22 protein-coding genes and 1 pseudogene are annotated in these 25,871 nt (G+C 70.5%); 18 read left to right on the forward strand and 5 right to left on the reverse strand.

Features of this window, described 5'->3' with window-relative positions; translation table 11 throughout:
- Positions 1 to 12 precede the first annotated feature (12 nt).
- From FPZ47_RS09170 to lpqB, 4 genes are all read left to right on the forward strand, one after another.
- Positions 13 to 678, forward strand: coding sequence for a dTMP kinase (locus tag FPZ47_RS09170; protein ID WP_144948570.1), 666 nt, complete (start codon positions 13 to 15; stop codon positions 676 to 678).
- 103 nt (positions 679 to 781) lie between these two features.
- Entirely contained in the window at positions 782 to 1,468 is a 687-nt protein-coding gene (gene mtrA, locus FPZ47_RS09175; RefSeq protein ID WP_144948567.1) for a two-component system response regulator MtrA, read from the forward strand.
- Between the two features lie 49 nt (positions 1,469 to 1,517).
- Positions 1,518 to 3,218, forward strand: coding sequence for an MtrAB system histidine kinase MtrB (mtrB, locus tag FPZ47_RS09180; RefSeq protein ID WP_144948565.1), 1,701 nt, complete (start codon positions 1,518 to 1,520; stop codon positions 3,216 to 3,218).
- A complete protein-coding gene (gene lpqB, locus FPZ47_RS09185; RefSeq protein ID WP_144948563.1) occupies positions 3,218 to 4,975 on the forward strand; it encodes an MtrAB system accessory lipoprotein LpqB in 1,758 nt (585 codons plus the stop codon). The genes mtrB and lpqB overlap by 1 nt, the downstream gene beginning before the upstream one ends.
- A gap of 23 nt (positions 4,976 to 4,998) precedes the next feature.
- Here lpqB and FPZ47_RS09190 read toward each other — a convergent pair whose 3' ends face one another.
- The gene (locus FPZ47_RS09190) at positions 4,999 to 5,190 is read right to left on the reverse strand and encodes a chorismate mutase family protein (RefSeq protein WP_144948560.1); all 192 of its coding nucleotides are present in this window, start codon (positions 5,188 to 5,190) and stop codon (positions 4,999 to 5,001) included.
- Between the two features lie 105 nt (positions 5,191 to 5,295).
- Here FPZ47_RS09190 and FPZ47_RS09195 point away from each other — a divergent pair, with 105 nt between their 5' ends.
- The 5 genes from FPZ47_RS09195 to FPZ47_RS09220 all read left to right on the forward strand — a co-directional run bounded on the left by FPZ47_RS09195 (position 5,296) and on the right by FPZ47_RS09220 (position 11,686).
- Entirely contained in the window at positions 5,296 to 5,940 is a 645-nt protein-coding gene (locus tag FPZ47_RS09195; protein ID WP_144948694.1) for a ComF family protein, read from the forward strand.
- A gap of 326 nt (positions 5,941 to 6,266) precedes the next feature.
- A complete protein-coding gene (hpf, locus tag FPZ47_RS09200; protein WP_425461743.1) occupies positions 6,267 to 6,947 on the forward strand; it encodes a ribosome hibernation-promoting factor, HPF/YfiA family in 681 nt (226 codons plus the stop codon).
- A 177-nt stretch (positions 6,948 to 7,124) separates the two neighbouring features.
- The gene (gene secA / locus FPZ47_RS09210) at positions 7,125 to 9,986 is read left to right on the forward strand and encodes a preprotein translocase subunit SecA (RefSeq protein WP_144948554.1); all 2,862 of its coding nucleotides are present in this window, start codon (positions 7,125 to 7,127) and stop codon (positions 9,984 to 9,986) included.
- 55 nt (positions 9,987 to 10,041) lie between these two features.
- Entirely contained in the window at positions 10,042 to 10,524 is a 483-nt protein-coding gene (locus tag FPZ47_RS09215; RefSeq protein ID WP_144948551.1) for a cation:proton antiporter regulatory subunit, read from the forward strand.
- A 4-nt stretch (positions 10,525 to 10,528) separates the two neighbouring features.
- Entirely contained in the window at positions 10,529 to 11,686 is a 1,158-nt protein-coding gene (locus FPZ47_RS09220) for a cation:proton antiporter (protein ID WP_144948548.1), read from the forward strand.
- Between the two features lie 3 nt (positions 11,687 to 11,689).
- On the opposite strand, the gene FPZ47_RS09225 is transcribed toward FPZ47_RS09220, so the two are convergent.
- On the reverse strand, positions 11,690 to 12,244 hold the full coding sequence (locus FPZ47_RS09225) for an Rv3235 family protein (RefSeq protein WP_144948545.1): 555 nt from the start codon (positions 12,242 to 12,244) through the stop codon (positions 11,690 to 11,692).
- A 193-nt stretch (positions 12,245 to 12,437) separates the two neighbouring features.
- Between FPZ47_RS09225 and FPZ47_RS09230 the strand changes: the two genes are divergently transcribed.
- The 8 genes from FPZ47_RS09230 to FPZ47_RS09265 all read left to right on the forward strand — a co-directional run bounded on the left by FPZ47_RS09230 (position 12,438) and on the right by FPZ47_RS09265 (position 22,489).
- Positions 12,438 to 13,853, forward strand: coding sequence for a WS/DGAT/MGAT family O-acyltransferase (locus FPZ47_RS09230; protein WP_144948688.1), 1,416 nt, complete (start codon positions 12,438 to 12,440; stop codon positions 13,851 to 13,853).
- A 54-nt stretch (positions 13,854 to 13,907) separates the two neighbouring features.
- Positions 13,908 to 14,786, forward strand: a complete 879-nt coding sequence (gene ppk2 / locus FPZ47_RS09235; protein WP_144948542.1) for a polyphosphate kinase 2 — start codon at positions 13,908 to 13,910, stop codon at positions 14,784 to 14,786.
- Complete coding sequence (locus FPZ47_RS09240) at positions 14,783 to 15,304, forward strand: DUF6912 family protein (RefSeq protein WP_144948539.1); 522 nt, start codon at positions 14,783 to 14,785, stop codon at positions 15,302 to 15,304. The genes ppk2 and FPZ47_RS09240 overlap by 4 nt, the downstream gene beginning before the upstream one ends.
- Positions 15,305 to 15,442: 138 nt before the next feature.
- Positions 15,443 to 16,588 (forward strand): ferredoxin reductase, encoded by a 1,146-nt coding sequence (locus FPZ47_RS09245; protein WP_144948536.1) that lies wholly within the window; start codon positions 15,443 to 15,445, stop codon positions 16,586 to 16,588.
- Between the two features lie 102 nt (positions 16,589 to 16,690).
- Positions 16,691 to 17,980, forward strand: a complete 1,290-nt coding sequence (locus FPZ47_RS09250; protein WP_144948533.1) for a fatty acid desaturase family protein — start codon at positions 16,691 to 16,693, stop codon at positions 17,978 to 17,980.
- Between the two features lie 150 nt (positions 17,981 to 18,130).
- Positions 18,131 to 19,195: an AraC family transcriptional regulator gene (locus FPZ47_RS09255; RefSeq protein ID WP_144948530.1), complete on the forward strand. Its 1,065-nt coding sequence runs from the start codon at positions 18,131 to 18,133 to the stop codon at positions 19,193 to 19,195.
- An 85-nt stretch (positions 19,196 to 19,280) separates the two neighbouring features.
- Positions 19,281 to 20,771, forward strand: coding sequence for a flavin-containing monooxygenase (locus tag FPZ47_RS09260; protein WP_144948527.1), 1,491 nt, complete (start codon positions 19,281 to 19,283; stop codon positions 20,769 to 20,771).
- Positions 20,768 to 22,489: a GMC oxidoreductase gene (locus FPZ47_RS09265; protein ID WP_144948525.1), complete on the forward strand. Its 1,722-nt coding sequence runs from the start codon at positions 20,768 to 20,770 to the stop codon at positions 22,487 to 22,489. Before FPZ47_RS09260 ends, FPZ47_RS09265 begins: the two co-directional genes overlap by 4 nt.
- Before the next feature lie 68 nt (positions 22,490 to 22,557).
- Here the strand turns inward: FPZ47_RS09265 and rsgA are convergent, their stop codons facing one another.
- Both rsgA and aroA read right to left on the reverse strand, forming a co-directional pair.
- Entirely contained in the window at positions 22,558 to 23,538 is a 981-nt protein-coding gene (gene rsgA, locus FPZ47_RS09270) for a ribosome small subunit-dependent GTPase A (RefSeq protein ID WP_144948523.1), read from the reverse strand.
- Entirely contained in the window at positions 23,535 to 24,854 is a 1,320-nt protein-coding gene (gene aroA / locus FPZ47_RS09275; RefSeq protein ID WP_246133277.1) for a 3-phosphoshikimate 1-carboxyvinyltransferase, read from the reverse strand. The genes rsgA and aroA overlap by 4 nt, the downstream gene beginning before the upstream one ends.
- Positions 24,855 to 24,897: 43 nt before the next feature.
- On the opposite strand from aroA, the gene FPZ47_RS09280 reads away from it, so the two are divergent.
- Positions 24,898 to 25,668, forward strand: coding sequence for an SOS response-associated peptidase (locus FPZ47_RS09280; RefSeq protein WP_144948520.1), 771 nt, complete (start codon positions 24,898 to 24,900; stop codon positions 25,666 to 25,668).
- 20 nt (positions 25,669 to 25,688) lie between these two features.
- Here the strand turns inward: FPZ47_RS09280 and FPZ47_RS28885 are convergent.
- Positions 25,689 to 25,871 (reverse strand): annotated as a pseudogene (locus FPZ47_RS28885) (hypothetical protein); the annotation flags it as partial.

The following is a 25,871-nucleotide window of genomic DNA, read 5'->3' on the forward strand; positions in this document are numbered from 1 at the left end:
CAGGCTCGCGCCGTGCTGATCGCGGTCGAAGGGGTCGACGGCGCCGGCAAGCGGACGCTGACCGACGGGCTGAGCAAGGCTTTCGCCGCCGCCGGCCGGTCGGTGGCCACGCTGGACTTTCCGCGCTACGGACGTTCGGTGACCGCGGACCTCGCCGCGGAGGCGCTGCACGGCGAACACGGTGACCTCGCGGCGTCGGTGTACGCGATGGCGACGCTGTTCGCGCTCGACCGCGCGGGGGCGGTCGAGGAGATCGGGAGGCTGGGCGGCGACCACGACGTGGTGATCCTGGACCGCTACGTGGCCTCCAACGCGGCCTACAGTGCCGCCCGTCTGCACCAGGACGCGGCCGGCGAGGCCGTGGCGTGGGTATACCGGCTCGAATACCAGCGGCTGCGGCTGCCCGCGCCCGACTGGCAGGTGCTGCTCGCGGTGCCCGCCGAACTCGCGGGGAGGCGGGCACGGGCCCGGGCCGCCGCCGAGCCGGGCCGGGTGCGCGACAGCTACGAGCGCGACGACGGGCTGCAGCAGCGGACCGGTGCGGTGTACGCCGGGTTGGCCGCCGCCGGCTGGGGTGGACGATGGCTGGTGGTGGACGCCGACGTCGATCCGGTGCGGCTCGCCGCGACTGTGACGGGGTCCGGGACCGTCCCCGAGGGCGTTGCGCAGCGCCCGTAGGGGCCGCGAAACGCACATTTTGACCCTGTTTGGCGCCCAATTGCCCGTGTCGGCCAAGAAACGCCCGTGTGGCGCCCCTGTTTTGTCCCGATCTGGTGACACCATGGAGTCCATGAGGCAAAGGATTCTCGTCGTCGACGACGACGCTTCGCTGGCCGAGATGCTCACCATCGTGCTGCGCGGGGAGGGCTTCGACACCGCGGTCATCGGCGACGGCACCCAGGCCCTGACCGCGGTGCGCGAGCTGCGGCCCGACCTGGTGCTGCTGGACCTGATGCTGCCCGGCATGAACGGCATCGACGTGTGCCGGGTGCTGCGCGCCGACTCCGGCATCCCCATCGTGATGCTGACCGCCAAGACCGACACCGTGGACGTGGTGCTGGGCCTGGAGTCCGGCGCCGACGATTACATCATGAAGCCGTTCAAGCCCAAGGAGCTGGTCGCGCGGGTGCGGGCCCGGCTGCGGCGCAACGACGACGAGCCGGCCGAGATGCTGTCCATCGCCGACGTCGACATCGACGTGCCGGCGCACAAGGTGACCCGCAACGGCGAGCAGATCTCCCTGACCCCGCTGGAGTTCGACCTGCTGGTCGCGCTGGCACGCAAGCCGCGGCAGGTGTTTACTCGTGATGTGCTGCTCGAACAGGTGTGGGGATACCGGCATCCGGCGGACACCCGCCTGGTGAACGTGCACGTCCAGCGCCTGCGGGCCAAGGTCGAGAAGGACCCCGAGAACCCGACCGTGGTGTTGACCGTTCGAGGAGTGGGATACAAGGCCGGACCTCCGTGATCCGCGTCGGCGACGATGCGGAGCGCCGCGATAGTGAGGAGCGCCGCAGGTGATCTTCGGCTCCCGCCGACGCACTCGTAGTCGCTGGGGCCGCTCGGGTCCCCTGCCTCGCGGCATGGGCGCGGTGAGCCGCGCCGTCGCCGTCGCATGGCGCCGTTCCCTGCAGCTGCGCGTCGTGGCGCTGACCCTCGGGCTGTCGCTGGGAGTGATCCTGGCCCTCGGCTTCGTGCTGACCAGCCAGGTCACCAACCGCGTGCTCGACGTCAAGGTCCGGGCCGCCATCGAGCAGATCGAGCGGGCGCGCACGACGGTCGGCGGGATCGTCAGCGGCGAGGAGACGCGCTCGCTGGACAGCAGCCTGCAGCTGGCCCGCAACACGCTGACGTCCAAGACCGACCAGGCCTCGGGCGCCGGGCTGGCCGGCATGTTCGACGCGGTGCTGATGGTGCCGGGTGACGGCCCCCGCGCCGCCACCACGGCCGGGCCCGTCGACCAGGTGCCCAACGCCCTGCGGGGTTTCGTCAGGGCCGGGCAGGCGGCCTACCAGTACGCCACGGTGCACACCGACGGATTCTCGGGCCCGGCGCTGGTCATCGGCTCGCCGGCGTCGTCGCAGGTGGCCAACCTGGAGCTCTACCTGATCTTCCCGCTGAAAAACGAGCAGGCCACGATCATGCTGGTGCGCGGCACGATGATCACCGGCGGCGCGGTGCTGCTGGTGCTGCTGGCCGGGATTGCGCTGCTGGTGTCCCGCCAGGTGGTGGTGCCGGTGCGGCAGGCGTCGCGGATCGCCGAGCGGTTCGCCGAAGGTCACCTGTCCGAGCGGATGCCGGTGCGCGGCGAGGACGACATGGCCCGCCTGGCGCTGTCGTTCAACGACATGGCCGAGAGCCTGTCCCGGCAGATCACCCAGCTCGAGGAGTTCGGCAACCTGCAGCGCCGTTTCACCTCCGACGTCAGCCATGAACTGCGCACCCCGCTGACCACGGTGCGAATGGCCGCCGACCTGATCTACGACCACAGTGCCGATCTCGACCCCACGCTGGCGCGCTCCACCGAGCTGATGGTCAGCGAGCTGGACCGGTTCGAGACGCTGCTCAACGACCTGCTGGAGATCTCCCGGCACGACGCCGGTGTGGCCGAGCTGTCCGTGGATGCGGTGGATCTGCGCGCCACCGTGCGCAGCGCGCTGAGCAACGTGGGGCACCTGGCCGAGGACGCCGGCGTCGAGCTGCAGGTGGACCTGCCCGGCCACGAGGTGATCGCCGAGGTGGACACCCGCCGCGTGGAGCGCATCCTGCGCAACCTGATCGCCAACGCCATCGACCACGCCGAGCGCAAACCCGTACAGATCCGGATGGGCGCCGACGAGGACACCGTCGCCGTCACCGTGCGCGACCACGGGGTCGGGCTGCGCCCCGGCGAGGAGAAGCTGGTGTTCAGCCGGTTCTGGCGGGCGGACCCCTCGCGGGTGCGGCGCTCCGGCGGCACCGGACTCGGCCTGGCGATCAGCATCGAGGACGCGCGACTGCACCAGGGCCGGCTGGAGGCGTGGGGCGAGCCCGGCGAGGGCTCGTGCTTCAGGCTGACGCTGCCGCTGGTGCGCGGCCACAAGGTCACCACCAGCCCGCTGCCCATGAAGCCGGTCCCGCAAGCGAATTCGCAGCCCATCCCGCAGGTCGGCGACACCGGCCCGCACCACCACAAGGACCGCCAGCGTCAGCGCGAGCCCGCCGAGAGGAGCGGGTGATGCGGCGCCTGCCGGGCCTGCTGTTCGCGGCGGTGCTGCTCGGCGGCTGCGCGGGGGTGCCCAGCACGTCGGCGCCGCAGGCCATCGGCACCGTCGAGCGGCCCGCGCCCTCGAACCTGCCCAAGCCGACCCCGGGCATGGATCCCGACGTGCTGCTGCGGGAATTCCTCAAGGCCACCGCGGACCCGGCGAACCGGCACCTGGCCGCGCGGCAGTTCCTCACCCAGTCGGCGTCCAACGCGTGGGACGACGCCGGCAGCGCGTTGCTGATCGACCATGTGGTGTTCGTGGAAACCCGTGCCGCCGAACGTGTCTCGGCGACCATGCGGGCCGACATCCTGGGTTCGCTGTCAGATATGGGCGTGTTCGAGACCGCCGAGGGCGTGCTGCCCGACCCGGGGCCGATCGAGCTGGTCAAGACGTCGGGCGGCTGGCGGATCGACCGCCTGCCCAACGGCGTCTTCCTGGACTGGCAGCAGTTCCAGGCGACCTACAAGCGCAACACGCTGTACTTCGCCGACCCGACCGGCAAGACGATGGTTCCCGATCCCCGCTACGTCGCGGTGCCCGACCATGACCAACTGGCGACCGAGCTGATCTCCAAGCTGATTGCCGGGCCACGCCCCGAGATGGCGCACACGGTCCGCAACCTGCTCGCCCCGCCGCTGCGGCTGCGCGGCCCGGTGACCCGCGCCGACGGCGGCAAGAACGGGATCGGCCGCGGTTATGGCGGCGCGCGCATCGACCTGGAGAAGCTGTCCACCACCGACCCGCACAGCAGGCAACTGCTTGCCGCGCAGATCATCTGGACCCTGGCACGCGCGGACATCCGCGGGCCGTACGTGATCAACGCCGACGGCGCACCGCTGGACGACCGGTTCGCCGAGGGGTGGACCACCTCCGACGTCGCCGCCACCGACCCGGGCGTGGCCGACGGTGCGGGGGCGGGGTTGCACGCGCTGGTCAACGGGGCGCTGGTGGGCCTGGACGGCCAGCACGTGACGACGGTGCCCGGGGCCTTCGGGCGGATGCCGGACCAGACCGGGGCGGCGCTGTCGCGCAACGGGCGGCAGGTCGCCTCCGTCGTGACGCTGCGCGGCGGCGCACCGGACCAGGAGGCGTCGTTGTGGATCGGGGACCTCGGCGCCGAGGCGGTCCAGTCCGCCGACGGGCGCACCCTGTCGCGGCCCAGCTGGGCGCTGGACGACGCGGTCTGGGTGGTGGTGGACGGCAACAACGTGTTGCGGGCGATCCAGGAGCCCGCGTCCGGGCAGCCCGCGCGCATCCCGGTGGATTCCGCGGCCGTCGCGAGCCATTTCCCGGGACCGATCACCGACCTGCAGCTGTCCCGGGACAGCACTCGCGCCGCGATGGTGATCGGCGGCCAGGTGATCCTGGCCGGTGTCGAGCAGACGCAGGCCGGGCAGTACGCCCTGACCTACCCGCGGCGGCTGGGTTTCGGGCTGGGCACCTCGGTGGTGTCGCTGTCCTGGCGGACCGGCGACGACATCGTGGTGACCCGCACCGACGCCTCCCACCCGGTGTCCTACGTGAACCTCGACGGGGTGAACTCCGACGCACCGGCGCGCGGTGTGCAGCTTCCGGTGGCCACGGTCGCGGCCAACCCGTCGACGGTGTACGTCGCGGGGCCCCAAGGGGTGTTGCAGTATTCGGCGTCGGTCGGCGAGGGTCAGCAGGGCTGGTCGGAGGTTCCGGGGCTGACGGTCGTCGGGGCGGCGCCGGTGCTGCCGGGCTGAGTTGTCGTTGTGGCTGCCCGCGGCTACGTTCTCCGCGTTGAGCCGATGGCGAGGATTGCCGTCTCGCGCGAGCGCTGCCGAGGGTGGTGAGTCAGTGCGGAACACGTTGGGCGCGGTAGCGCGGCCTCGTTGACCAGCTTGTGGCGCGCGGCCAAAAACCTGACGATGTGCTCGTCGATCTGATCGATATGGGAGCGGACCTCAGCGAGCGACACGTCCGCGACCGTACATGAGCCGGCGAGCCACCGAAATCGACATGTGCTCGCCAAAGTGCGGGTGATCGCGTGCACCATGTCGGTCCCGTGCGCGACACTGCGCGGGTGCTCGACCTGATCCTGCCGCTGGAATGCGGCGGCTGCGGGGCGCCGTCGACCCGCTGGTGTGAGGCGTGCGGCCGCGAGCTGTCGGTGGCCGCCGACCAGCCGCACGTCGTCAACCCCCGCATCGACCCGCAGGTGCCGGTGTTCGCGCTGGGCCGCTACGCGGGCGCCCGCCGCCAGGCGATCCTCGGAATGAAGGAGCGCGGCCGCGGCGACCTCGTCGCGCCCCTGGCGCGCACCCTGGCCGTCGGCGTGCACCGGCTGCTGACCTGGGGGATCGTCGACACCCCGCTGACCATCGTGCCCGCGCCGACGCGGCGTTCGGCGGCGCGCCGGCGCGGCGGCGACCCCGTCACCCGCCTGGCCCGGGCCGCCGTGGCGGGGCACCCCGACGTCACCGTCGCGCAGGTCCTGCGGATCGGGGCGCTGGCCCGCGACTCTTCGGGTCTGGGCATCGCGGCCCGTGAGCGCAACATCGCCGGGCGGGTGCTGCTGCGCGGCGGGCCGCTCGCCGGCCAACCGGGCACCGAGGTGATGGTCGTCGACGACGTCGTCACCACCGGGGCGACGGCCCGCGAGTCGGTGCGGGTCCTGCACGCCGCGGGGGCGCGGGTCGCCGCGGTCCTCGCAATCGCGGCGGCATGACTCCGGCGTGAAACCGGGCACGTGCCATGAGATTGTGAAGAACTTGCAACAGGTCGGCGAAATCAGTGGCATCCCAAGGCGAACACGAGCTAACGTCGAGACCAACACGCAACGGCCTACCGGTCGTGCTGCACTGGTCGAAAGTCCCAGGTTGAGGCCCCACTGGCGAAGGGGGTGAGCATTCGGCACCTTGCACCGGCGGGCAGCCTGCGCGTGAACCATTCCGGAACCGCCTTAACCCCGTCGGCGCGCCTGAAATAAGCCGGGCACGCAGCGCGCGTGCGACGTGGAAAGGGAACGAATTGTCACGCATGTCAAGGCCATCCGTGGATTCCAGTCAGATGCTCGCCGAGCCGCCGGCACAAATCGACGGGCAGGTCGAACCGACGCTGAGCGCCGAAGTCGTGTTCAAGGGCCGCAACGTCGAAATCCCCGACCACTACCGCGTTTACGTCTCCCAGAAACTCGCCCGGGTCGAGCGGTTCGACCGCTCCATCTACCTCTTCGACGTCGAGCTCAAACACGAGCCCAACCGGCGTCAGCGCAAGTCGTGTCAACGGGTGGAGATCACCGCCCGCGGCCGCGGGCCGGTCAGCCGGGCGGAGGCCTGCGCCGACAGCTTCTATTCCGCGTTCGAGTCCGCGGTCGCCAAGCTGGAGAATCGGCTGCGCCGCGCCAAGGACCGACGCAAGGTCCACTACGGCGACAAGACCCCGGTCTCGCTGGCCGCGGCCACGGCGGCGCCGCCCCCGTCCGGGCGGCTAAACGGCGCACCGGAGCCGTCGCCGGCCGACGGCGCCGCGCCCGACCAGCTCGGGGACCACGAGCCGGGCCGGATCGTGCGCACCAAGGAGCACCCGGCCACGCCGATGACGGTCGACGACGCGCTGTACGAGATGGAGCTGGTCGGGCACGACTTCTTCCTGTTCCACGACAAGCACAGCGAACGCCCGTGCGTCGTCTACCGCCGGCACGCCTACGACTACGGCCTCATCAGACTGGGTTGATGAGGCCGGGGCTGATGAGGCCGGGGCTGATGAGGCCGGGGCTGATGACGCCGGGGTTGATGACGCCGGGCTGATCCGGCTCGCCCGCTCGGCGCGGGCGCGGCCGGCGCGGCGTGTCACCTAGGATGGACGGCGTCTCATAGACAGAGAAGACTCCAACCCACAGGGGACATAGCTGTGCTGTCGAAGTTGCTGCGCCTTGGTGAAGGTCGCATGGTCAAGCGCCTCAAAAGGATCGCCGACTATGTCGACACGCTGTCCGAGGACATCGAGAAGCTCACCGACGCCGAGCTGCGGGCCAAGACCGAGGAGTTCACGAAGCGGCACGCCGACGCCAAAAACCCGGAAAGCCTCGACGACCTGCTGCCCGAGGCGTTCGCCGTCGCCCGCGAGGCCGCGTGGCGGGTGCTCGACCAGCGCCCGTTCGAGGTGCAGGTGATGGGTGCGGCCGCCCTGCACTTCGGCAACGTCGCCGAGATGAAAACCGGTGAGGGCAAGACCCTGACGTCGGTGTTGCCGGCCTACCTCAACGGCATCGGCGGCAAGGGCGTGCACATCGTCACCGTCAACGACTACCTCGCCAAGCGCGACAGCGAGTGGATGGGCCGCGTGCACCGCTTTCTCGGCCTGGACGTCGGGGTGATCCTGTCCCAGATGACGCCCGACGAGCGCCGGGTGGCCTACCACGCCGACATCACCTACGGCACCAACAACGAGTTCGGCTTCGACTACCTGCGCGACAACATGGCGCATTCGCTGGACGACTGCGTCCAGCGGGGGCACAACTTCGCCATCGTCGACGAGGTCGACTCCATCCTGATCGACGAGGCCCGCACCCCGCTGATCATCTCCGGCCCGGCCGACGGCGCCTCCAACTGGTACCTCGAGTTCGCCCGCCTGGCGCCGTTGCTGGAAAAGGACCTGCACTACGAGGTCGACCTGCGCAAACGGACGGTCGGCGTGCACGAGAAGGGCGTGGAGTTCGTCGAGGACCAGCTGGGCATCGACAACCTCTATGAGGCCGCCAACTCGCCGCTGGTCAGCTACCTCAACAACGCGCTGAAGGCCAAGGAGCTGTTCCACCGCGACAAGGACTACATCGTCCGCGACGGCGAGGTGCTCATCGTCGACGAGTTCACCGGCCGTGTGCTGTACGGCCGCCGCTACAACGAGGGCATGCACCAGGCCATCGAGGCCAAGGAGCACGTCGAGATCAAGGCCGAGAACCAGACCCTGGCCACCATCACGCTGCAGAACTACTTCCGGCTCTACGACAAGCTGGCCGGCATGACCGGCACCGCCCAGACCGAGGCGGCCGAACTGCACGAGATCTACAAGCTCGGCGTGGTGCCCATCCCGACCAACAAGCCGATGATCCGCACCGACTGCTCCGACCTCATCTACAAGACCGAGGAGGCCAAGTACATCGCGGTGGTCGACGACGTCGCCGAGCGCTACGAGAAGGGCCAGCCGGTGCTGATCGGCACCACCAGCGTGGAGCGCTCGGAGTACCTGTCGCGGCAGTTCGCCAAGCGCCGCATCCCGCACAACGTGCTCAACGCCAAGTACCACGAACAGGAGGCCGGCATCGTCGCCGAGGCGGGCCGCCGCGGCGGCGTCACCGTGGCCACCAACATGGCCGGCCGCGGCACCGACATCGTGCTGGGCGGCAACGTCGACTTCCTGACCGACCAGCGGCTGCGCGAGCGCGGCCTGGACCCGGTGGAGACGCCCGACGAGTACGAGGCGGCCTGGCACGCGGAGCTGCCCAAGGTCAAGGAGGAGGCCGGCAAGGAGGCCGCCGAGGTGATCGAGGCGGGCGGCCTGTACGTGCTGGGCACCGAGCGGCACGAGTCGCGGCGCATCGACAACCAGCTGCGCGGCCGCTCCGGGCGCCAGGGCGACCCGGGGGAGTCGCGCTTCTACCTGTCGCTGGGCGACGAGCTGATGCGGCGGTTCAACGGCGCCGCCCTGGAGGCGATGCTGAACCGCCTCAACCTGCCCGACGACGTGCCGATCGAGGCGAAGATGGTCACCCGCGCGATCAAGAGCGCGCAGACCCAGGTCGAGCAGCAGAACTTCGAGGTCAGAAAGAACGTCCTCAAGTACGACGAGGTGATGAACCAGCAGCGCAAGGTGATCTACGCCGAGCGCCGCCGCATCCTCGAGGGTGAGAACCTCAGGGAGCAGGCCCTCGACATGGTCCGCGACGTGGTCACCGCCTACGTCAACGGCGCGACGGCCGAGGGTTACGCCGAGGACTGGGACCTGGAGGCGCTGTGGACGGCGCTGAGGACGCTGTACCCGGTCGGGATCGACCACGAGACGCTGATGCGCCTGGACGCCGACTCCGACCGCGACGACCTGACCCGCGAGGAACTGCTCGACGAGCTGCTCTCCGATGCCGAACGCGCCTACACCGCAAGGGAAGCCGAGCTCGAGGAGCTCGCGGGTGAGGGCGCGATGCGGCAGTTGGAGCGCAACGTGCTGCTCAACGTCATCGACCGCAAGTGGCGCGAGCACCTCTACGAGATGGACTATCTCAAGGAGGGCATCGGGCTGCGGGCGATGGCGCAGCGCGACCCGCTGGTCGAATACCAGCGCGAGGGCTACGACATGTTCATGGCCATGCTCGACGGCATGAAGGAGGAGTCGGTCGGCTTCTTGTTCAACGTCGCCGTGGAAGCCGTGCCCGCGCCGTCCCCGCAGGTGGCCCCGGTGGCGGCGCCCGAGGGGCTGGCCGGCCTCGGCAAGTCCGACGCCACGGACGCCGAACAAGCGGGCGACGGTGCGGCTCCGGCGGCGCGCGAAGAGACGCACAGCACGCTGCGCGCCAAGGGCATCGACGACAACGAGGCGTCCGCCCTGACGTATTCGGGCCCGTCGGAGGACGGCTCGGCGCAGCTGCAGCGCAACGGCGGCGGCGCGGAGAAGGCGCCGGCCGGCGTGCCCGCCGGCGCCAGCCGCCGCGAACGGCGCGCGGCCGCGCGACAGCAGGGCCGCGGTGCCAAGCCGCCGAAATCGGTGAAGAAGCGCTAGCCGTATCCGGCCGGTGCGCTTTGATCCCGGCCGCGTTTCGTCAAGGATCGACGCCATGGATGTCAACGAGGTGCTCCTGCCGGGCGTCGGCCTCCGCTACGAGTTCACCGACCACAAGGGCGACCGGATCGGCATCATCGCCCGGCGCAGCGGCGAATTCGACGTCGTCGTCTACGCCCGAGAGGACCCGGACCAGGCGCGACCGCTGCTGTGCCTCACCGACGAGGAGGCCGAGGCCATGGCGCAGATTCTCGGCGCGCCGCGGATCGCGGAGCGGTTCACCGAACTGGCCCGCGAGATACCCGGCCTCGAGACGGGGCAGGTCCACATCCTGGCGGGCAGCCCGTTCGCCGGCCATCCACTGGGGGACACCCACGCGCGCACCCGCACCGGGGCCTCGATCGTCGCGATCGTGCGCAACGAGGAGGTGCTCGCCTCGCCGGGTCCTGCCGAGATGCTGCGCGCCCAGGACGTCCTGATCGTCATCGGCACCGCAGAAGGCATCGCCGGGGTCGAGCAGATCGTCGACAAGGGCTGAGCCCGTGCAGGTTTCGGAGGCGCTGCTGTTCCAGCTCGGCGCTCTCCTGGCAGTGCTGTCGGTGCTGGGGGCCCTGGCGCGCCGCTTCGCGTTGTCGCCGATACCGCTGTACCTGCTGGCGGGCCTGTCGCTGGGCAACGGCGGCATCTGGCCGGTGGCCGCCGCGGGCGGGTTCATCACCACGGCCGCGTCGCTGGGCATCGTCTTGCTGCTGCTGACCCTGGGTCTGGAGTTCTCCGCGACCGAGTTCGCCAGCAGCCTGCGGCATCACCTGCCGTCGGCGGGCGCCGACGTGGTCCTCAATGCCACGCCGGGCGCGGTGGCGGGCTGGCTGCTGGGGCTCGACGGTGTGGCCATCCTGTCGCTGGCCGGGGTCACCTACATCTCCTCGTCGGGCGTGATCGCGCGGCTGCTGGAAGACCTGCGCCGCCTCGGTAACCGCGAGACGCCGGCCGTGCTGTCGGTGCTCGTGCTCGAGGACTTCGCGATGGCGGCGTACCTTCCGCTGTTCTCGGTGCTGGCCTCGGGCGGCACCTGGCCGGCGGCCGTCGCGAGCATGGTCGCCGCGGTCATCGCGCTCGTCGCGGCGTTCACCGCGTCCTATCGCTGGGGCCACCACTTCGGCCGGCTGGTGACGCACCCCGACTCCGAGCAGCTGCTGCTGCGGGTGCTGGGGGTGACCCTGATGGTGGCCGCGCTGGCCGAGTCGTTGCACGCGTCGGCCGCGGTCGGCGCCTTCCTGGTGGGACTGACGCTGACCGGGGACACCGCGGATCGGGCACGCAAGGTGCTGGGCCCGCTGCGCGACCTGTTCGCCGCGACGTTCTTTCTGTCGATCGGCCTGTCGGTCGATCCCCAGCAGCTGGTTCCGATGCTTCCGGCGGCCCTGGTGCTGGCCGTCGTGACCGCGGCGACCAAGGTGCTCACCGGGATGGTCGCGGCCCGCCGCGACGGGGTGGCGCGGCGCGGCCAGCTGCGTGCCGGCACCGCGCTGATCGCCCGCGGCGAGTTCTCTCTGGTCATCATCGGGTTGATCGGCGCGTCCATCCCCGCCGTGGCGGCGCTGGCGACGTCCTACGTCTTCGTGATGGCGATCGCGGGTCCGGTGCTGGCGCGCTTCACCGGCGGCCCGCTGCCGCAAGGGGCCGGCTCGCCGCGCTAGACCTCAACCGATGTGCAGCGCGACCACCAGCCACCGGGGCCGCCCCCCGGCGCACAGCTGCTCCACGCGGCAGGCGATCGCGTGGACCCTGTTGCCGCGGCTGTAGGAGCCGAAGACCTCGGCCGCCGTCTCCGGGTCGCGGCGCCCCGCCGGTTGCAGCCGCATGCGGCGCAGCACGGCGGCGCCGTCAGCGCCGGCACCGGCCCGGACCACCGACAGCACGGAGTCGACCAGGCCGGGCGCGAGCAGGGGCTGCAGCTGGGCGGCGGGACGGCGGCGGTCGATGACCTCGAGAACGCGGCGCAGCGCCGCGTCGGCGAAGATCGCCGCCTGGCGCATCCGTGGCGACAGGTTCGTGCCGCTCGACGGCGGGGGGTGGGGCTGGCCGCCGGGCCCGTCCTGGCGGCGCAGCGGCGCACGGGCGCCGCGCCGCCGCGGCGAGGCCGGGGACGGATGCCGGCACGCGGGCACGTCTCGGGTCGGGGGCTCGTAGTCGATGACGGGCGTCACGGTGAAAGCATCCGGGCCGGACGGCCGCACGACGGGATGGACGGGCAATGTGCACTCTCCAGTCACGTGGTCAAACCGAGTGGTCCCGACGGCGGGCGGGCCTGCTGGAGAGGGGCAGACACCGGCCATCATGGCACAACTCGACCTCACGCGTACCCGCGCGGCGCTGTGCGCCGGTTGGGCGGTTACCGTGGGCGGGAACAGCGGTGTGGCAACGATCGACAAGGAGGACGGGGCCGCAATGGTGACCCGCTTGTCCCCCGCGGACGCGTCGTTCTTCCGGCTGGAAAACACCTCCACCCCGATGTACGTCGGGTCGCTGTACATCCTGCGCCGGTCGCGCGCCGGGCTGAGCTACGAGTCGCTGCTGGCAACCATCGAGCATCGGCTGCCGCAGGTGCCGCGCTACCGGCAGAAGGTCCGCGAGGTCATCGGCATGGCCAGGCCCGTGTGGATCGACGACAGCGACTTCGACATCACCTATCACGTGCGTCGCTCGGCGCTGCCCTCGCCCGGCAGCGACGAGCAACTGCACGAGCTGATCGCCCGGCTCGCCGCGCGGCCGCTGGACAAGTCGCGGCCGTTGTGGGAGGCCTATCTCGTCGAGGGCCTGGCCGGCAGCCGCCTGGCCCTCTACACGAAGTCCCATCAGGCCCTGATCAACGGTGTGACGGCACTGTCGATCGGTCATGTCATCGCCGACCGGACGCGACGCCCGCCGGCGCTCCCCGAAGACATCTGGGTGCCGGAACGCGACCCCGGCAACACCCGGCTGCTGCTGGGCGCGCTGGGCGACTGGGTGGCGGGCCCGGGCGCGCAGCTGCGGGCCGTCGGGTCGGCGGTGGCCGGGGCGGTGACCGACCACGCCGAGTTGCTCGAGGTGGGCCGTCGCGCCGTGCGCCTCGCGCGGGCGGTGGCGCGCGGCACGGCGCCCAGCAGCCCGCTCAACGCGACCGTCTCCCGCAACCGGCGCTTCGCGGTCGCCCGTGCCAGCCTCGAGGACTACCGGACGGTGCGGGCGCGCTACGACTGCGACATCAACGACGTGGTGCTGGCCGTGGTGGCCGGCGCGCTGGCCAACTGGCTGCTGTCGCGCGGGGAACCGGTGTCGCCGACCGCGACGGTCCGGGCGATGGCGCCGCTGTCGGTCTACGCCGAGGACCAGTTCGACTCCACCGGACCGGGACAGATGATCAGCCAGGTCACACCGTTTCTCGTCGACCTTCCGGTGGGGGAGCCCAACGCCGTGGTGCGGCTGTCGCAGATCGCCCATGCCACCGAGTCCAACCCGACCGCCGCCAGCGCGGTCGACGCCAGGACCATCGTCACCTTGTCGGGCTTCGCGCCACCGACCCTGCACGCCATGGGTGTCCGCGTCGCCACCGCCTTTCCCAGCTTCTCCAAGCGGACATTCAACCTGCTGATCACCAATGCCCCCGGGGCGCAGTCGCAGATGTACATCGCAGGCACGAAGCTGCTGGAGGCCTACGCGGTGCCGCCCCTGCTGAACGGCCAGGCGCTGGCCATCAGCGTGACGTCGTACAACGGCATGCTGTATTTCGGGATCAACGCCGACCGCGACGCCATGAGCGACGTCGACCTGCTGCCCGATCTGTTGAACCAGGCGCTCGAGGAACTCCTGGACACCGCCCGTTAGCGCGTGGCGCGAAAGTTGGTGCCGCGGAATCGCAGCGAGATAGCATTCGTTGCTGTGAGCACCGCGACCAGCGACGGCAGCCGGGCGAGGGCGAAGAAAAAGAAATCGGCCGCCCCGGACCCGCCCAGGATTTCCCGCGCCCGCTACGAGGCCGAATTGTTCCGGCTGCAAAGCGAATTCGTGAAGTTGCAGGAGTGGGTGCGGTATTCCGGGGCGCGTCTGGTGATCATCTTCGAGGGTCGCGACGGCGCGGGCAAAGGCGGCGCCATCAAGAGGATCACCGAATACCTCAACCCCCGGGAGGTGCGCGTCGCCGCGCTGCCGGTGCCGACCGACCGGGAACGCGGGCAATGGTATTACCAGCGGTACATCGCCCAGCTGCCCGCGCGAGGGGAGATCGTGCTTTTCGACCGGTCATGGTACAACCGCGCCGGCATCGAGAAAGTCATGGGATTCTGCACGCCGCAGGAATATGTGCTGTTTTTGCGGCAGACGCCGATCTTCGAGCAGATGCTGATCGACGACGGGATCGTGCTGCGCAAGTATTGGTTCTCGGTGTCCGAGGCCGAGCAGCTGCGCCGGTTCAAGGCGCGGCTGCACGACCCCGTGCGGCGATGGAAACTCAGCACCATGGACCTGGAATCGGTGTACCGGTGGGAGGACTTTTCGCGCGCCAAGGACGAGATGATGGTGCACACCGACACGCCGGTCAGCCCGTGGTTCGTCGTGGAATCGGACATCAAGAGGCACGCCCGGCTGAACATGATGGCGCACCTGCTGTCCACGATCGAGTACCACGACGTCGAAAGGCCCGCGATCACGTTGCCGAAGCGGGTGATCGCGGCCGAGAACTACCAGCGGCCGCCCCGTGAGTTGTCGACGTACGTGCAGGACTATGCGGCGACGCTGATCGCCGGCGCGGCGGACTCATGACCGTCGTGTACGTCCCGGCCACGCTGGCGATGCTGCAGCAGCTGGTCGCGCAGGGATCGCTGGCGCCGGTCAGCGGCATCGCGTTCGCGGTGACTCCGACGTTGCGCGAGGCCTACGCCGAGGGTGACGACGACGAACTGGCCGAGGTGGCGCTGCGCGAGGCGGCGCTGGCGTCGCTGCGCCTGCTGGCGGCCGACCGCGACGCCGGGCCCGACGGCCTGCCGCCGCGGCGCGTGGTGCTGAGCGCCGACGTCGACTTGGGCGAATCCGGGGCAAAACACCGTCCCGACCTCGACGACGCCGTCGTCAAACTCGGTGCGCCGGTCGGGATGGACCGGGTGATCGCCGCCTATGTCGACACCGCCGAGGCCGAGCCGGACGTCGTCACGGCGATCGAGGCGATCGACGCCGCGGACCTCGGCGACGAGGATGCCGAACTGGCCGTCGGCGACGCGCAGGATCACGACTTGGCCTGGTACGCCAGCCAGGAGCTGCCGTTCCTGCTCGAGCTGCTGTGATGGCGAGGGACCGGAGCGGGTGCGTCACATTTTCGTATACGGTAGCGTAAGTTACGCTACCGTAGCTTCTGGGAGCGGCGCCGTACCGTCGCCGGCGGGGGGCGCTGACAAGTGACCAGTCGTGGACAGGAGCCCCCGATGAGCAAGAATTACGCCCCGGTCACCGCCAATGTCGTCGAGACCACGCGTCCCACCGTCGCGGGCGCCGACAGGCATCCCGCCTGGCACGCGCTGCGCACGCTGGCGGCCCGCATCACCACGCCGCTGCTGCCCGACGACTACCTGCGCCTGGCAAATCCGCTGTGGTCCGCGCGGGAGTTGCGGGGCCGCATCATTCAGGTGCGCCGGGAGACGGAGGACTCCGCGACGCTGGTGATCAAACCGGGCTGGGGCTTCAGCTTCGACTATCAGCCGGGTCAGTACATCGGGATCGGCGTCCCACTCGACGGGCGGTGGCGCTGGCGGTCGTACTCGCTGACGTCGAGCCCGGCCGCCCCGTCCGGGTCGTCGCGCACGGTCACGATCACCGTGAAGGCGATGCCCGAAGGATTTCTCTCCACCCATCTGGTCGCCGGTGTCGAGCCGGGGACCATCGTGCGACTGGCCGCCCCGCGGGGCAACTTCGTCCTGCCCGACCCGGCGCCGCGCTCCATCCTGTTCCTCACCGCCGGATCCGGGATCACGCCGGTGATGTCGATGTTACGAACATTGTTGCGCCGCAACCAAATCGGCGATGTCGTGCATCTGCATTCGGCCCCCACCCAAGCCGAGGTGATGTTCGGCGCCGAGTTGGCCGCGCTGGCCGCGGGCCGGCAGGGCTACCGGCTGCGGGTGCGCGAGACCCGCGTCGAGGGGCGGCTGGACCTGGCTGGCCTCGACCGGGAGGTGCCGGACTGGCGCGAACGCCAGACGTGGGCGTGCGGGCCGGAGAGCATGCTCACCCAGGCCGAGAAGGTGTGGTCGGCGGCCGGCATCGGCGATCGGCTGCACCTGGAGCGGTTCGCGGTGGCCAAGGCGGCGCCGGCCGGAGCGGGGGGAACGGTCACGTTCGCGCGAAGCGGTCGCGCCGTCGCCGCCGACGCCGCGACGTCGTTGATGGAGGCGGGCGAGGGCGCCGGTGTGCAGATGCCCTTCGGCTGCCGCATGGGTATCTGCCAGTCGTGTGTGGTGAGCTTGGTGGACGGCCACGTCCGCGACCTGCGAACCGGCCGCGAGCACGAACCTGGCAGCCGCATCCAGACCTGCGTCTCGGCGGCCTCCGGCGATTGTGTGGTCGACATCTAAGAGCTACTGACAGGTAACCTACGGTTTCGTAGGTTACGATAACGTAGGTGAGCGGCCCCCGGGGTCAACCACCACCCGATCAACCGCAGGGAGCTGAAGACGATGGCGATCACCGACGTCGACGTATTCGCGCATTTGACCGATGCTGACGTCGAAAGCCTGGCGTTCGAGCTGGACGCCATCCGCCGCGACATCGAAGACTCGCGCGGCGAGCGCGACGCGCGCTATATCCACCGCACCATCGCGGCCCAGCGCGCACTCGAGATCGCCGGGCGGGTGCTGCTCGCGGCCAGTTCACGACGTTCTGCCTGGTGGGCGGGCACCGTGACCCTGGGCGTGGCCAAGATCGTCGAGAACATGGAGATCGGCCACAACGTCATGCACGGCCAGTGGGACTGGATGAACGACCCGGAGATCCATTCCTCGACGTGGGAGTGGGACATGAGCGGGTCCTCGAAGCACTGGCGCTACACCCACAACTTCGTGCACCACAAGTTCACCAACATCCTCGGGATGGACGACGACGTCGGCTACGGCTTGCTGCGCGTCACCCGTGACCAGCGCTGGAAGCGTTTCAACCTCTTCAACGTGGTCTACAACACGCTGCTCGCCCTTCTCTTCGAATGGGGCGTCGGCCTGCAGCACGTGGAGCTGGGCAAGATCGCCAAGCGCCGGATGGAGCACGACGAGGCCCGGGAACGGGTCGACGAGTTCCTGGCCAAGGCCGGCCGGCAGGTGCTCAAGGACTATGTCGCCTTCCCGGCGCTGACCGCGCTCTCGCCGGGGGCGACGTACCGGTCGACGCTGAAAGCCAACGCGCTGGCCAACGTGATCCGCAACGTGTGGTCCAACGCGGTCATCTTCTGCGGCCATTTCCCCGACGGCGCCGAGAAGTTCACCAAGACCGACATGATCGGCGAAACCCAGGGTCAGTGGTACCTGCGCCAGATGCTGGGCAGCGCCAACTTCGACGCCGGGCCCGCGCTGCGGTTCATGAGCGGCAACCTGTGCCACCAGATCGAGCATCACCTCTATCCCGACCTGCCCAGCAACCGGCTGCACGAGATCTCGGTGCGCGTGCGCGCGCTCTGCGACAAGTACGACCTGCCCTACACCACGGGCTCGTTTCTGCTGCAGTACGGCAAGACCTGGCGCACCATCGCCAAGCTGTCGCTGCCCGACCGCTACCTGCGCGACACCGCCGACGACGCGCCGGAGACCCGCAGCGAGCGAATGTTCGCCGCGCTGGAACCCGGCTTCGCGGGCACCGACCCGGCGACGGGCCGCCGGCGCGGGCTCAAGACCGCGATCGCCACGGTGCGGGGGTGGCGGGGCAAGAAGCGCGCCGCCGCGGCGGTGGCCGGCCCCGTCGAGGAGGAGTCCGCCGCCTAGCCGCGGCCCATCCAGCACAACGGTTTCCGCTTGCCGGGTTTCCGCTTGCCGGGTTTCCGCTTGCCGGGTTTCCGCTTGCCGGGATGGTCAGGGCCCGTCGATGGCGGCCGTGCATGATCGGAGATCCCGGGTTCGGCCATACTGGGATTCGTGAAGGTCTTCGCCGGACAGCAGGTCTCGCACTGGGACTTCCCGCGTAGCACGGCGAGCGCCGCGTTGATGACCGAGTTCGGTTGTGAGAACGGGCTGGCCGCAGCGGACGTGCTCGACGGGTCCGGCCTGTCCGAAGCCGACCTGCGCGACCACCACCGGATGATCACCGGGCGCCAGGAGCTGGCGGTCGCGACGAACCTGGTGGGCCGATTGGGAGACCCGGCGAACCTGGGGGTGCGCGTGGGCACCGGCTACCACGTGGGATCGTTGGGCATCTTCGGTTTCGCCTGCCTGACCAGCTCGACGCTGGGCGACGCGGTCCGGTTCGCGGCCCGGTTCTACGAGCTCGGCTACGGATTCTGCCTGCCCAGTGTCACGGTGGACGGCCGGCTGGCGGCGTTGCGGCTCGATCTGCCCGACCTGACCGGTCCGGTCGCGGAGTTCCTCACCCGGCGTGACCTGGCGGCGATCGCCCGCGTCATGTCCGAATTGTTGGGCAGGACCGTCCCGTTCACGTCGATCGAGTTCGCGGGTCCGGCGCCGTCGGCGGGCGACGCGGCGGCCCGCCAGGTGTTCGGGGTGACCCCGCGGCACCACGCGCCGGCCACGGTGGCGTCCTGGCCGGCCGCGCTGCTCGACGAGCGGCTACCCCAGGCGAGTGAGCTGAGCGTGGCGATGTGTGAGCAGCAATGCCACGGCTTGCTGGAACGCCGTCGACAGCGGACCGGGGTGGCCCGCCGGGTCCGCGAACGATTGGCGTCGATCGACGGCAAACCCCACACGATCTCCGCCGTCGCCCGGCAGTTGGCGATGAGTGAGCGCACGTTGCGGCGGCGTCTCGCCGAGGAGAACACGACCTTTCGGGACCTGGCCGAGGAGGTCCACCGGGTCCTCGCGGAGGAACTGTTGGCAACGGGTGCGCTCTCGGTGGACGACGTCGCGTTGCGGCTGGGCTACGCCGAGGCAACCAGCTTCATCGCGGCGTTCAAACGGTGGACGGGCACGACACCCGCGCGCTATCAACGGGCGGCCGCGCCACGGGCGCGCTTGGTGGCCGTCTGAGCCGAATTGCCCGTGGCCGGAATCATTGATTTGCGGTCCGCGATCGCCTGTGCGATCGGCCCCGCCGGCTTCTAAATTGTGAGGCATGCCTCGTCGTCGTCCCCGCGCCGTGGTGATCGGCGCCGGCTTCGGCGGCCTGGCCGCCGCCTACGAGTTGTCCAAGGACGGGCTCGCCGACGTGACGGTGCTGGAGAAGGCCGGGGACATCGGCGGCGTCTGGCGGGCGAACACCTACCCCGGCGCCGCCTGCGACGTGCCGTCTAACCTGTACTCCTACTCGTTCGCCCGCAAGACCGACTGGGGCCGCCGCTACGCCGAGCAGCCCGACATCCTCGGCTACATCCACGACACCGCCGACCGGTTCGGTCTGCGCCCACTGGTGCGCACGGGGGTCGAGGTGACGTCGGCCCACTACGACGACAGCACCGCCACGTGGCGGGTGGCGACCTCGTCCGGGGAGGTTCTCGAGGCCGACGTGCTCGTGCCCGCGGTGGGCCAGCTGTCGCGGCCGGCGCTGCCGACGATCCCGGGACTCGACGCCTTCGCGGGGCCGTCCTTCCATTCGGCCGAGTGGCGCCACGACGTCGACCTGGCCGGCACACGCGTCGCGGTGCTCGGCACCGGCGCGTCGGCGATCCAGTTCGTCCCGCGCATTCGCCGGATCGCCGGGCACGTCACCGTCTTTCAGCGCTCCGCGCCCTACGTCGTGCCGAAGCCGGACCGTGCCTACACCGGCGCGCACCGCGCCGCGTTCCGGAAAGTGCCCGGCTTCGCCGCCGCGATGCGCCAGCTGATCTGGGAGATCTCGGAGTTCTTCGGGCTCGCGCTGACCCGGGTCGCCCCGCTCGCCCGGCTGATCGGCATCGTCGCGGCGGCAAACCTCAAGCGCCACATCAAGGATCCGGTGCTGCGGGCCAAGCTGACTCCCGACTACCCGATCGGCTGCAAGCGCGTGCTGTTCAGCAGCGACTGGTATCCGGCACTGGCCTGCGACAACGTCGACGTCGAGACCGCCGCGATCACCGAGGTGACGCCCACCGGTGTGCGGACCGACGACGGCCGGCTGCATGACGTGGACGTCATCATCTACGGCACCGGGTTCAAGGCCACCGAGTTCCTCGCCCCGATGACGATCACCGGCCGCGACGGGCGCGACCTGCACTCGCAGTGGCGGGAGGGCGCGCGCGCCCACCTGGGCATCGCCGTGCCGGGCTTCCCGAACATGTTCTTGATCTACGGCCCGAACACCAACCTCGGCAGCAGCTCCATCATTCTCATGATGGAACAGCAGGCCCGCTACATCCGCCAGATCGTGCAGGAGCTGGCCCGCGGCGGCGCGGCCCGCGCGTTCGAGGTTCGGCGCGCCGTGGAGCAGGCCTACGACGCCGAAGTCCAGTCCCGCCTGGATGCCGGCGTGTGGACCACGTGCGAGTCCTGGTACCGCACCGCCTCGGGACGCGTCACCACCAACTGGCCGGGACTGGTCCGCGAATACCGGCGCCGCACCCAGACCGCGAGCTTCGCGGACTTCGAAGAAATCCTGCCCGCTTCCGCCGCCCGCGAGGTCGGGGTGTGACCCGGGTTGCGTTCGACTACGACGTGCTCGTGATCGGCTCGGGCTTCGGGGGGAGCGTCACCGCGCTGCGGCTCAGCGAAAAGGGTTACCGGGTAGGCGTATTGGAGGCGGGCCGGCGCTTTCGCGACGAGGATTTCGCCAAGAACAGCTGGCATGTCCGCGATTACCTGTTCAAGCCCTCCGTCGGCTGCTACGGAATCCAGCGGATCGACCTGCTTTCCGATGCCGTGGTGCTCAGCGGCGCCGGGGTGGGCGGCGGCTCGCTGGTGTACGCGAACACCCTGTACGAGCCCGGCGAACCCTTCTATGCCGACCCGCGCTGGAGCGGCATCACCGACTGGCGCGACGAACTCGCGCCCGCCTACGACCAGGCCAAGCGGATGCTCGGCGTCGCGACCTATCCGCGGATGACGCCCTCGGACAAGGTGATGCTGCAGGTTGCCGTCGACCTCGGCATCGCGGACTCCTTCCACGCGACCCCGGTGGGGGTGTGCTTCGCCGGCGGTCCGGACTCTCAGGGCAGCCCGGCAGCCCCCGGCGCCCCGGTCGGCGACCCGTACTTCGGCGGCGCCGGCCCCGCCCGCAACGCGTGTCGCCACTGCGGCGAATGCATGACCGGGTGCCGGCACAACGCCAAAAACACGCTGGTCAAGAATTACCTGTACCTGGCCGAAAAGCTCGGTGCGACAGTGCATCCGCTGACCACCGTCGTCGACGTGCGGCCGCGCCATGATGGCGGGTACGACGTCGTCGCGCGCCGCACCGGCGGCAAGCTGCGCCGGCGCCGCCGGACGTTCACCGCGCAGCAGGTCGTGTTCTCGGCCGCCGCCCTGGGCACCCAGCGGCTGCTGCACCGCCTGCGCGATCGCGGCAGCCTGCCGCACGTGTCGCCCCGGCTCGGGGAGTTGTCGCGCACCAACTCCGAGGCGATCCTCGCGGTGCGGGCGCGCGGCGACGACGTCGACTACTCGGAGGGCGTCGCCATCACGTCGTCCATCCATCCGGACGGCCACACCCATGTCGAGCCCTGCCGCTACGGCCACGACTCCAATCTGATGGGGCTGCTCGGCACCGTCCTGGTCGACGGGCTGGACTCGCGAGGGCGTTGGCGGACCGGCATGAAAGAGCTGGTGCGCCAACGCCGAGACCTTACCCGTCTGCTCAACCCGAGGAATTGGTCGGAACAGACCATCCCGCTTCTGGTCATGCAGACCCACGACAACTCGCTCACCACCTACACCCGGCGCCGGCCGTTCGGGCGACGCATGCTGACGCGTCAGGGTGTGGGCGATCCGAACCCGACGTGGATCCCGGTGGGCCACGAGGTTGCCCGGCGTGCGGCGGAGCACCTGGACGGCATCGCCGGCGGGGCCTGGGCCGACCTGGCGGACATCCCGATGACGGGTCACTTCATCGGTGGTTGCGTGATCGGCGAGACCGCGGCCGACGGCGTCGTGGACCCCTACCACCGCATGCACGGACACCCCGGGCTGCACGTGATCGACGGGTCCACGATCACCGCGAACCTGGGCGTCAACCCCTCGCTGACGATCACGGCGCTGGCCGAGCGCGCCGCCGCACTGTGGCCGAACAAGGGGGAGGCCGATCCGCGGCCGCCGGTGGGTGCTCCCTACGTGCGCGTCGCGCCCGTCGCACCAGTCAACCCTGCCGTCCCGGAGGGCGCGCCGGGCGCGTTGCGGCCGGCCCAGCGGCGCTGAGCGCACCGGGGACGTACCGCGTTCCCACCCGGCGTGTCGTCGTACCGACACGCACGCTCGGCGGGCCGTCAGGCCTGATGGAGCGCCGCCAGCAGCCGGCGGGCCGCGGCCACGCGGCGAACGGCCGGTCCGGACAACGCGTCCAGCGCGCATTCGGGGTCGGCGGGCGGCCCCATGTGCCCGCAGCCGCGGGAGCAGTCCTGGATGGTGTCGGCCAGGTCCGCGAAGGCCATCAGCACGTCGTCGGGCTCGATGTGGGCCAGCCCGAACGAGCGGATTCCCGGGGTGTCGATCACCCAGCCGGAACCCTGCAGGGGCAGCGCGAGCGACTGGGTGGACGTGTGCCGGCCCCTGCCGATCTCGGTCACCTCACCGACGGCCCGCCCCGCTTCGGGCACCAGGCGATTCACCAGCGTCGACTTGCCGACCCCGGAATGCCCCAGCAGCACGGTGATGTTGCCCGCGAGCAGGTCCGCCACCGCCAGCAGCGGGTCGTCGCGGCCCGCGACGACCACCGTCAACTCGAGGTCGACGAACTGCTCGGCGAACGGCTCCGGCGGGGCGAGGTCGGTCTTGGTCAGGCACAGGATCGGGTGCAGCCCGCCGGCGTAGGCGGCGATCAGCGTCCGGTCGACCAGGCCGGTGCGCGGCGGCGGGTCGGCCATCGCCACCACGATCAGCAGCTGGTCGGCGTTGGCGACCACCACCCGTTCGGTGGGATCGGTGTCATCGGCGGTGCGCCGCAACACCGTTCGCCGCTCCCCGCGGCGCACGATGCGGGCCAGCGTGTCCGGCCGCCCCGACAGATCGCCGACCAGGTCGACGTCGTCGCCGACGACGATCGGGGTGCGGCCCAGCTCACGCGCCCGCATCGCGGTGACCCGGCGACCCGGGTCGCCGCCCAGCACGCACCCCCAGCGGCCGCGGTCGACGCTGATCACCATGGCGGCTTCGGCGTCGGCATGTTCCGGACGGGTCTTGGTTCGCGGCCGCGACCCCCTTCCGGAGCGGACCTTGACGTCGGACTCGTCGAGATCGCCGCGCCTCAAACGCCGGGCCCTTCCCCGAGTGCCCGGTGGGCCAGCATGCGCGCCCACAGTTGCGGGAACTCCGGCAGCGTCTTGGTGGTGGCGCCGATGTCGTCCACCTCGACCCCCGGCACCCGCAGCCCGACGATCGCGCCGGCCATCGCCATCCGGTGATCGGCGTACGCGCGCCAGGTGCCGGCGTGCAACGGCGTCGCGGTGATCACCAGTCCGTCGGGCGTTTCGGTGCACGTGCCGCCGAGGCGGTTGATCTCGGCGCGCAGCGCGGCGAGCCGATCGGTCTCGTGGCCCCGCAGATGGGCGATGCCGGAGAGGCGCGACACCGATCCCGGGGAGGCCAGCGCCGCGAGCGCCGCCACCGTCGGCGTCAGCTCGCCGACGGCGCGCAGGTCGACGTCAAAACCGGGGTAGCCGCCGTAGTTCGCCGGACCGCGCACCTCGAGGACCGAATCCGATTGGGTGACAAAGGTATTGAGTGTACCTAAGACTTTCAGGATGTGGTCGGCCGGTTGTACGCTGGTCGCGGGCCAGCCGGTGATGCGCACCGTTCCGCCGGTGACCACCGCCGCCGCCAGGAACGCGACCGCGTTGGTCAGGTCCGGTTCGACCTCCCAGTGCCGGGCCGTCACCGCGCCGGGCCGCACCCGCCAGCGATCGGGGATCGAGTCGTCGACGTCCACCGCGGCCTGCCGCAACATCTCCACGGTCATGGCGATGTGCGGCGCCGACGGCAGCGCCGCCCCGGTGTGCCGGACTATCAACCCGTCGTCGAAGGACGCCGCGCACAACAGCAGGCCGGACACGAACTGCGACGACGCCGACGCGTCGATGGCCACGGTGCCCCCGGCGACCGACCCGCCGCCGTGGACGCGGAACGGAAGCCCGGTGCCGTCGACCCGTACGCCCAGCCCGCGCAGCGCCTCGAGCAGCGGTGCGATGGGCCGCGTGCGGGCCTGCTCGTCGCCGTCGAACTCGACCACCGAATCGGCCAGCGCGGCCAGTGGCGGGACGAAACGCAACACCGTGCCGGCCAGGCCGCAGTCGACCCGGGCGCCGGGGGCCGGGTCGACCCGGCCGCTCACCGTCAGTTCGGACCCGGTCCCGTCGACGCGCAGGCCGAGGGTGCGCAGGGCGCCGATCATCAGGTCGGTGTCGCGGCTGCGCAGCGCTCCGCCGATCGTCGAGGCGCCCTGACCCTGCGCGGCCGCCAGCGCGGCCAGTACCAGCGCCCTGTTGGTCTGCGACTTCGATCCCGGCACGGTCACGGTCGCATCCACCGGTGCGGTCGCGTAGGGGGCCGGCCACGGCTGGGTGCTCACCGGTCCATCATTGCCTGTCGCCGGTTCTGCCACCATGGGAGTCATGTGCGGACGGTTTGCGGTCACGACGGATCCGGCACTGCTGGCCCGGAAGATCAAGGCGATCAATGAAGTCCCGGCGACGACGGGAGCCGCGGCCGGGGGCGCGGCGCCCAACTACAACGTGGCGCCCACCGCCAGCATCGCCACCGTCGTCGCGCGGCACAGCGAGCCCGACGACGAGCCGACCCGCCGCGTGCGGTCGATGCGCTGGGGGTTGGTGCCGCCGTGGGCCAAGCCCGGTCCCGACGGGGCGCCGGAGGCCAGGGGCCCGATGTTGATCAACGCCCGCGCCGACAAGGTCACCACCTCGCCGGCGTTCCGGTCGAGCGCCAAGAGCAAGCGCTGCCTGATCCCGATGGACGGCTACTACGAGTGGCGGGTCAACGACGCGAAGGCGGGCCACACGTCGCGCAAGACGCCCTTCTTCATGTATCGCGGCGACGGTGAGCCACTGTTCGTGGCGGGGCTGTGGTCGGTCTGGAAGCCGGCCCAGGACGCTCCGCCGCTGCTGAGTTGCACGATCATCACCACCGACGCGCCCGGAGAGCTCGGCGAGATCCACGAGCGGATGCCGTTGGTGCTGCCCGAACGCGACTGGGACCGCTGGCTGAACCCGGACGCCCCGGTCGACGAGGAGTTGCTCACCCGCCCGCCCGACGTGGGCGGAATCCGCGTGCGCGAGGTGTCGACGTTGGTCAACAACGTCCGCAACAACGGGCCGCAGCTGCTGGAGCCGGTCGAGCCGCAGCCCGAGCAGATGAAGCTGCTGTAGCCGCGGACCGCGGGCGGCGATCACGCCGCGCCCGAGCTGTGGTCCTCGTCGTCGTCGTCGTCGTTGTTGTTGTTGTTGTTGTTGTCGTCGTTGTTGTTGTTGTCGTTGTCGTTGCGGCGCAGCAGCTTTTCGGGGTGCCAGTAGGTGTTGGTGCGGGGTTGGCCGCGCTCGAGGTGTGGGGGTGGGATCCATTCGGTGTCGCC

Source organism: Mycobacterium helveticum (genome assembly GCF_007714205.1).
In the GTDB taxonomy this organism is placed as follows: Bacteria; Actinomycetota; Actinomycetes; order Mycobacteriales; family Mycobacteriaceae; genus Mycobacterium; species Mycobacterium helveticum.

Bases quoted from the DNA above. Each gene is read 5' to 3' on its own strand.
- mtrA (WP_144948567.1), top strand. From the start codon at position 782: ATGGAGTCCATGAGGCAAAGGATTCTCGTCGTCGACGACGACGCTTCG.
- lpqB (WP_144948563.1), top strand. From the start codon at position 3,218: ATGCGGCGCCTGCCGGGCCTGCTGTTCGCGGCGGTGCTGCTCGGCGGC.
- FPZ47_RS09215 (WP_144948551.1), top strand. From the start codon at position 10,042: ATGGATGTCAACGAGGTGCTCCTGCCGGGCGTCGGCCTCCGCTACGAG.
- FPZ47_RS09230 (WP_144948688.1), top strand. From the start codon at position 12,438: ATGGTGACCCGCTTGTCCCCCGCGGACGCGTCGTTCTTCCGGCTGGAA.
- FPZ47_RS09240 (WP_144948539.1), top strand. From the start codon at position 14,783: ATGACCGTCGTGTACGTCCCGGCCACGCTGGCGATGCTGCAGCAGCTG.
- FPZ47_RS09245 (WP_144948536.1), top strand. From the start codon at position 15,443: ATGAGCAAGAATTACGCCCCGGTCACCGCCAATGTCGTCGAGACCACG.
- FPZ47_RS09250 (WP_144948533.1), top strand. From the start codon at position 16,691: ATGGCGATCACCGACGTCGACGTATTCGCGCATTTGACCGATGCTGAC.
- FPZ47_RS09260 (WP_144948527.1), top strand. From the start codon at position 19,281: ATGCCTCGTCGTCGTCCCCGCGCCGTGGTGATCGGCGCCGGCTTCGGC.
- FPZ47_RS09280 (WP_144948520.1), top strand. From the start codon at position 24,898: ATGTGCGGACGGTTTGCGGTCACGACGGATCCGGCACTGCTGGCCCGG.